Origin of the sequence: Arthrobacter sp. MP_M4 (assembly GCF_035984855.1) — a bacterium.
In the GTDB taxonomy this organism is placed as follows: Bacteria; Actinomycetota; Actinomycetes; order Actinomycetales; family Micrococcaceae; genus Arthrobacter.
In genome coordinates this window covers 21,863-28,511 of sequence record NZ_JAXCHX010000036.1, presented here as the reverse complement: position 1 = coordinate 28,511, position 6,649 = coordinate 21,863, and the positions used below count along the sequence as shown (strand labels likewise).

Here is a 6,649-nt window from a genome sequence, read left to right as displayed (position 1 = left end):
TCGCGGCCAGTATTCTCGGGAGTCACTCTTCGCTGCCGACACCCACCCTTCCGGATCAGCCCTTCCCGGGCTACCTCCATACTCACAGTGTTCTCGTTGGTTCCTCGTTGCCAAGGCGAGTGCGGGTCGCAGAAGTAGATGGCCATCTGGGTGGCCAACGTGATCTGGCGGTGCTGGGCGAGCTCGGTTCCCTGGTCCCAGGTCAGAGTCTTGGCCAGCTGCACGGGGAGCGTCTTGATGGCTGCCAGCAGGCCATCGCGGACCGAGATCGCGCTGTGGTCGCCGGGGAGGTGGACCAGCATCGTGAATCGGGTCTGACGCTCGACCAGGGTTGCGATCGCGGACCGGCAGTTGGATCCCAAGATCAGATCTCCCTCCCAGTGACCAGGTACGGCCCGGTCGGCGACCTCCGGGGGTCGCTCGCTGATCATGATCATGTCCGGGATCTTGCCCGAGTTCTTCGCGGCCGTTCGTCTCGGACGTCGGATTACACGGCCCGTTCGCAGATGTTGGTGCAGGTCAGCGCGCAGGTGGCCGCGGCCTTGCACATAGAGTGCCTGGTAGATCGTCTCCGGGCTCACCCGCATCTCCTGCCGGTCCGGGAACGCCGAAGCCAAGTGATCGCTGATTTGCTCCGGGCTCCATTTCACACACAATTTGGCCTGAACCAAGGATGCCAGTTCCGGATGGTCGAACTTGCTGGCCTTGGGGCGGCGGCCGCGCAGCTCGGCCTGCTTCTGGGCCGCATAGGGGGCATACCTGGTCCGGGCTCGCGAGCCAGACTTGGACCCGCCTCGGGCCAGCTCGCGACTGATCGTCGCGGCCGACCGGCCGACCTGGCCGGCGATGACCCGGACCCCGGCGCCGGTCACGTGCAAGTCCGCGATCCGGAGCCGCTCCTCCAGACTCAGGTATCGCCCCGACAGCTCCGGCTTGGGAAGTGGGACCCGCCCACCGGTCGCTTGGCGCCAACGTCGTCCAGTTCGTCGATTCACCCCCACAGCATCACATGCTGCAGTCAGCGTCGAGCCCTGCGCCATCAACACCCAGAATCGTGCCTGCATTTCAACCAACTCATGCTTCAACCACATAAACAACACCTCACAATAGATCGGGTGTTGCAACGACCGGTTGAGCCCGCCTAGTCCTGGCGGGACACCTTGGAGCATGCCGGCCGGACAGTCCGCCGATGCCAGCGAGGAGCAGCGGGCCCGGCCCATCTAACCGGCTGGGCCCTACTATGGGTTGAGTCAGAGAAGGTAAGCGGGCCGTTCGGGTGCTATCTAACGATTCGTTCGCAGCCCTGTTGGTATTCCCGGCCCTTAGCCGAGCCTGGTTAGCGCTGCGGCGGATTCAGCGGGAGGGGAACTATGGGCTGGTCATTGGCGGTGAGGTCTATGCCGAGATCTTTGGCGAAGACGAGCCGCGTGTCCTTGTAGATTGCGGGGTGGTTCTCGTCCAGCTCGAAGACGCGCGCACCGCGGAGACGGTTCCGATCAGGGCCGGGCAGTCCATAGGCACCGAATCCGGTTCCGGGTGCGTAGCCGAGCTGAACACCGTAGTAGTTGCCTACATAGGTGTTGACGTGATCGTGCCCCACGAAGTAACCGGCCACATCCCCTCGTTCCAGGAAGGCGTTGAACAGGCCGGAGTTGATGGGCCCGGGGCACTCGTCCTCGTTCCGTTCCCCGACTATGACGTGCCTGGTGACGGCTCGCGCGTGATCGGCATCTGTTCGCGAGTCTAGGCTGGCGAACCACATGTTGCGGTGCTCATGGAGCGCGATATGGCCCCACATGAGGGAAGGGATCTTCTTTCCGTACTTTTGCTCTGCTGCGATTGATTGATTCCGGTACCACGTGACCTGGTCCATGCGGACCCAGTCCCAGTCCGGGTAGCCCTCGAAGGTCTGACCGCCGATGCTGTCGGGGGCATAGCGGCCCGTGTCGATGAGCCAAAGACCAAAGGCCGGCGCTTTTGACCGGGAGGATTGAACCAGCAGTTGCGAGTTAGAGGTACCGGTGAGTCCCGGGGTGGAGTCACCGTTCACGTTGAACTCGTAGGTCTGCAGGAATTGAAGCATTTTGGCTTCGGTCATCCCCGTTCGCTGGACCGAATCTTCGTCGTGATTGCCAAAGGTTACAGCCCATGGGATCTGCCGGCGTTCCATGGACTGGACTACGTGGTTGAGCGCTTGTTTGACCTCCAGTTCGGAGTCGCATCCTCCATTGATGACATCTCCGTTGATGACCACAAAGTCCGGCTTTTCCGTATCAAGGGTCCGGTCCATGAGTTCGATCGTGCGACGGTCCGTCTGCTCATCGTCCTGGGTGTCGTTGAACTGAACAATTTTGAATGCGCCGTCTGGGCGAAAGGCAAGCGTCGGCTTTGGTGCCTTCGCGCCTGGTGCTGCCACACTCGCGGCTCCCGTAGACGCTGTGATTCCCAATGCCCCAAGCACTCCGGCAGCAGCCAAAGCCGCCCGCCTGCTGAGTTTGGGCTGGTGGATACTCGTCGTCATCGCGACCTCTCTTCATCACTGATACGGCCTCAATGCCGGCCGCCGGCCTGTCCAGACGGTACAAGACGGAAGCGTCCGGGCCAGAAACAGTCAGTGAACGCCCGTACTCAAGATTGCGACCCTGGCCGCCCGGCGGTACATCCCATCCAAACTCGCGCAGGGAAAGACAGGCAGTCGAACAAAGGCCCCTGGCCGGGACTCAAGAAGCAGGATCCCGGACTACGTCGGTGGTTCCGGACTGCTGGTGGCGCCACACCGAGATCGTTGCCGAGCTCTACGCGCTGCACCCGGCGGAACTGGCCTCCTAAGCCAGCGACGACTCCGGTTTCGGGCCGCTCGCCTTTCACGAGCGGCTGCCACACGCCGTAGAGCGCCTGCGGACCCATACCCGGACGGCCGGCTGCGTGGGCCTGCAATCGCACAAGGACCCCGCCCTGAGAATCCTGCGGCTGGACGCGCCGGGCTTCGCTGAGTGGCAGGCGGCTTCCCACCAAGTCGGTGGCGAATTCTAAATTCATGCTGTTTGCGTCTCTCAGGACATGAATGGGTATCCGCAGGGTAGTCCTGGCGGGAACCCGAGAAGTATGGAGGGCGGCTGTCGTGGCCCCTGAACCTGAAGATGTATCCAGCGATGTGGCGGCACATGCCGCGTTCAACGCTGGCGACACCGGTAATTCGCGCATGACACCGGAAGAACGTATCGCTGCCTTGACGGATGGTCTCCATAGGATCCTGGAAAAGGCTGTTGAATCTCCGTCGCACTGGCAGGTGCTGCTGGACGCCTCCGCCACGTTATGGAGATACTCGGGCGGCAACGTTGCCCTGCTCATGATGCAGATGGCCCAGCGCGGCACCGAAGAACCCACCCTGGTGGCCGGCTATAAGGAATGGGTTCGCCACGGCCGCACAGTGTTGCGGGGTGAGCGTGCACTCTGGGTGATCGCGCCCCGTACGGCCCGAGTTCAGCAGGTGACACTTCCTGACGGTACCCGGCAGCGCGTCGCGGCGGGTGATCAGTTGCCGCGCGGCGCGGTCGACGATGGAAAGAAAACTGTCATCACCGGTTGGCGCGGGCAGGCAGTCTTTGACGTCTCGCAGACGCAGGGGACACCGCTGTTGGTGCCCAGCCGCGGTGCCGCCGCTGGCGTGGATGCAGGTGAGCTGTGGGGATCCCTTGCGGCCGTCGCCGGCAGGCACGGGTTCGACGTCGATCTGACGGACGCCCAGTATGGGCTGACAAGCGGCTTTACGGACTTCGCCGGACACCGGGTCCAGGTTGGTGCCTGGCTGGGCCTGGAAGAGCGCGCAGCGGTTCTTGCCCACGAGCTTGGGCATGTGCTGCTCCATGGTGCGGACGACGAGATCGGCCGGCTCTACGGCAGCAGCGCGGACCACCGGGGGCTGGCCGAAGTCGAGGCTGAATCCGTCGCCTATACCGTGCTCAGGGCCCACGGGATCGACCGCGGCCCACAATCCGCCACCTACCTGGCCGGATGGGCTGACGCCGTCATTGAGGCAGAGAACGATGCGATGGCCCACGACGTCGGCAGCAAGCTACCAGGGTCCCGTGCGGACATTGCCAAGTCAGTGTTGGGCCGCGTCACCGCTGCCAGCAAGGGAATTCTCGAAATCACCCATCCGCCGGGATTCGGCGGCAAGATCTCCGCAGTTGACGCGGATCCTCGCGTGAACCCCGCAGCGTCCTACATGGGCATGGAACGGCCCGTGCGTTCCGTGGACGGGCCAGTAATGGCCGGTCCGTAAGGGCGGCCGCACCAAATCTGTCCGGCGGGAGAGTCCCGCCGACAACTGAAAGGAAAGAGCAATGAGCACTAAGATCCCGGTTAGCATCGCGGGCAATCTCGTCGCCGATCCCGAACTGAGCATCGGCGAAAGCGGCGTGGCCCACGCAAAGCTTCGTGTCGCCGTCAACCAGCGAATTCAGGGGGCAGACGGCACTTGGCGCGATGGAGAACCCGTCTTCCACAATGTATCGGCCTTTCGCGCGTTGGCAGAAAACGCGGCGACCTCGCTGAAGAAGGGCGACCCGGTCACTGTCGCGGGTGAGCTGGAATTCCGCTCGTACGAAAAGGACGGCGAGCGCCGCGAAGCCCGCCGCATCGTCGCCGACACCATAGGTCCGGACCTGCGCTTCGGCACCGCGGTCTATCAGCGCTCGTCTCACGTGGCAGACGTTGGGCCGTCCGCTCAGGTGCACGTGGGCCCCAAGGCGCCCATTGCGGCAGCGTCTGCTCCGCCGGCATACAACTTGTCCTCCAAGAGCCCGGTGGCGGTGCCCCCTTTCGGGAAAGCCGTAGGGACTGAGATGAGTTTCTGAAATGGGGTCCGTCAGGCTGAATGACGGGACGAGGTGAAAGCTGACGCTTCAAAAGCGTGTGCTGGGCGGTTTCGACCTCGCGGACGGATTCCAGAGCTGAAATGAGGCGGTGCGCGTTCGTCGGTGAGCTCAGCAGGTAGCTTGTTTCCACCAACGCGTCGTACTCGTCTTTGGACATCAAGCCCGCGGATCCACGCCTAGACATGATCTCAACCTCGGTGCGGTCGAGGTTGACCCGCTCGATGAGACGGACAAGGTCGCGGCGAGCCTCGCTCATTGTTATGGCCGTCACTGCCTCCTGGTTGTACGAGACATGCTAGTACTTGGCCTTGGCGCCCGGGTTCACCGGAGTAAATAGGCCCGTCGCTGGCCACAGTCAAGAGTCAGGCAATGAGGGTGACTGGTCACTCCGTCGCGAGTCGGGCGAGGGCGCGCACGCCTGCGGTGAACTGGTCGAATTTCAGACGGATGTGACCGTTTTGGAGCGCGCTAGCGCTTGCACTGAGTTCTTCGAGCTTAAGCTCCATGAGCACCGAAGGCACGAGCCGAGGTTTGGTGCGGTTAATCCAGGGCCAGCGCTCCAGAGATCCCGGCTCATAAGCGGCTGTCCACTCGATGTAGTCCTGGGGCTTGGACTCTGCTTCACAGGTCACCTCAACGACGGCGTAGCAGTCCTTCGTATCATTCGCACAGATGAACACCAGGTCACCTGGGCGGAAACTTGGCTTCCCCTTTTTTGGGCTCGCGAACCATGAATCCTGCCGCCACCCATCGAGGGCCGGTTCGCCGTGCTCAAGCTTCAACCACAGGGAGCGTTGGGGGTCGCGTGCATCGGCTAGGAGCTCCTCGGCCAAGTGGAGAGCCGACTCGGCGTCCAATTCCCGGTTCGCGGCTTGCGCGTTCCTTGTGAGGCTCTTGGCCTGCATCAGGAGTTCATTGAGATCATTTTTCTCGACAGTGCGGCCGGGCCAGGCAGAAACTATGTTCCGTGCCTCCTCGGCTTGGCCCGGGTCTAACTCAACGCCGAGTTCACGGTTCGCGCTGGTGGAGCTGCCCAGACCGGCGCCCGTGAGGTTCGCAGATCCAAGCATTGCCCGAGTCCCGACGATGAAGCATTTGGCGTGGAGTCGCTCGACGTGACGGACTTCGATGCCTGCATCGAGTAAGAGCCTCAGACCCTCAACAGAGAGGTAACCGTTGGCGACTGCGCTCGGGTCCAGCGTCGTCGCCAGAACCCATGATTGAGATGGGGGCTTCTTGGCATCTGCAACCCGCTTGCAGACATCGAAAGCGAGATACGGGCTGGTCAAGATAACGTCGCCGTCGGGGCTGGAAAGCGCCGCGTACAGCCACTCTGAGGCCGTAGGGAGAATTCGCGTTTGTGAGCACATTGAGCCAGCCTAGCCTCGACCGCCGACGATCTGCGGAGCATCTTTGGTGAGCCGAGCTGGATGCCAAGTGTCAGAAAAGAGTGCAGGAGGCCTGGGCGCCCGGTAGCCGTCGGCGGCGAACTGTGTGCAGGTCCCCGAAGATCTCACGGCAGATGTCTACGGGAGTCGAGATCGCGGACAGGAATTCGCCTTCACGCCGTGACTGTAGCAACTGACACAGACGCGCTGACGAGCGGGAAGCAACCATCGCGTAGGACCGGCAGGCTGTCGAGTTCGACGTCCGTGGAACGTACCGTGTTGCTCTCGAGTTCACTGAGTCCGCGGACGAGATCATCGTCGACGGAGATAGACTCACTTCGACGCGGCGACGTGCAAGTAGTGATGACGAAGGACCCCGGT

At 62.6% G+C, this 6,649-nt stretch carries 5 protein-coding genes and 1 pseudogene; 2 read left to right on the top strand and 4 right to left on the bottom strand.

What is annotated here, in order from left to right:
* Both RCH15_RS17895 and RCH15_RS17890 read right to left on the bottom strand, forming a co-directional pair.
* The coding region (locus tag RCH15_RS17895; protein WP_442784535.1) for an IS30 family transposase at window positions 1–1,091 on the bottom strand (1,091 nt) is incomplete at its 3' end.
* A 245-nt stretch (window positions 1,092–1,336) separates the two neighbouring features.
* Window positions 1,337–2,521, bottom strand: a complete 1,185-nt coding sequence (locus RCH15_RS17890; protein WP_326962335.1) for a metallophosphoesterase family protein — start codon at window positions 2,519–2,521, stop codon at window positions 1,337–1,339.
* A gap of 681 nt (window positions 2,522–3,202) precedes the next feature.
* Between RCH15_RS17890 and RCH15_RS17885 the strand changes: the two genes are divergently transcribed.
* Both RCH15_RS17885 and RCH15_RS17880 read left to right on the top strand, forming a co-directional pair.
* Entirely contained in the window at window positions 3,203–4,285 is a 1,083-nt protein-coding gene (locus tag RCH15_RS17885) for an ArdC-like ssDNA-binding domain-containing protein (protein WP_326961999.1), read from the top strand.
* A gap of 61 nt (window positions 4,286–4,346) precedes the next feature.
* On the top strand, window positions 4,347–4,859 hold the full coding sequence (locus tag RCH15_RS17880) for a single-stranded DNA-binding protein (protein ID WP_326961998.1): 513 nt from the start codon (window positions 4,347–4,349) through the stop codon (window positions 4,857–4,859).
* A 91-nt stretch (window positions 4,860–4,950) separates the two neighbouring features.
* On the opposite strand, the pseudogene RCH15_RS17875 reads toward RCH15_RS17880, so the two are convergent.
* Window positions 4,951–5,136 (bottom strand): annotated as a pseudogene (locus RCH15_RS17875) (type II toxin-antitoxin system Phd/YefM family antitoxin); the annotation flags it as partial.
* Window positions 5,137–5,263: 127 nt separating this feature from the next.
* Window positions 5,264–6,250, bottom strand: coding sequence for a hypothetical protein (locus tag RCH15_RS17870; RefSeq protein ID WP_326961997.1), 987 nt, complete (start codon window positions 6,248–6,250; stop codon window positions 5,264–5,266).
* Between the last annotated feature and the right edge of the window lie 399 nt (window positions 6,251–6,649).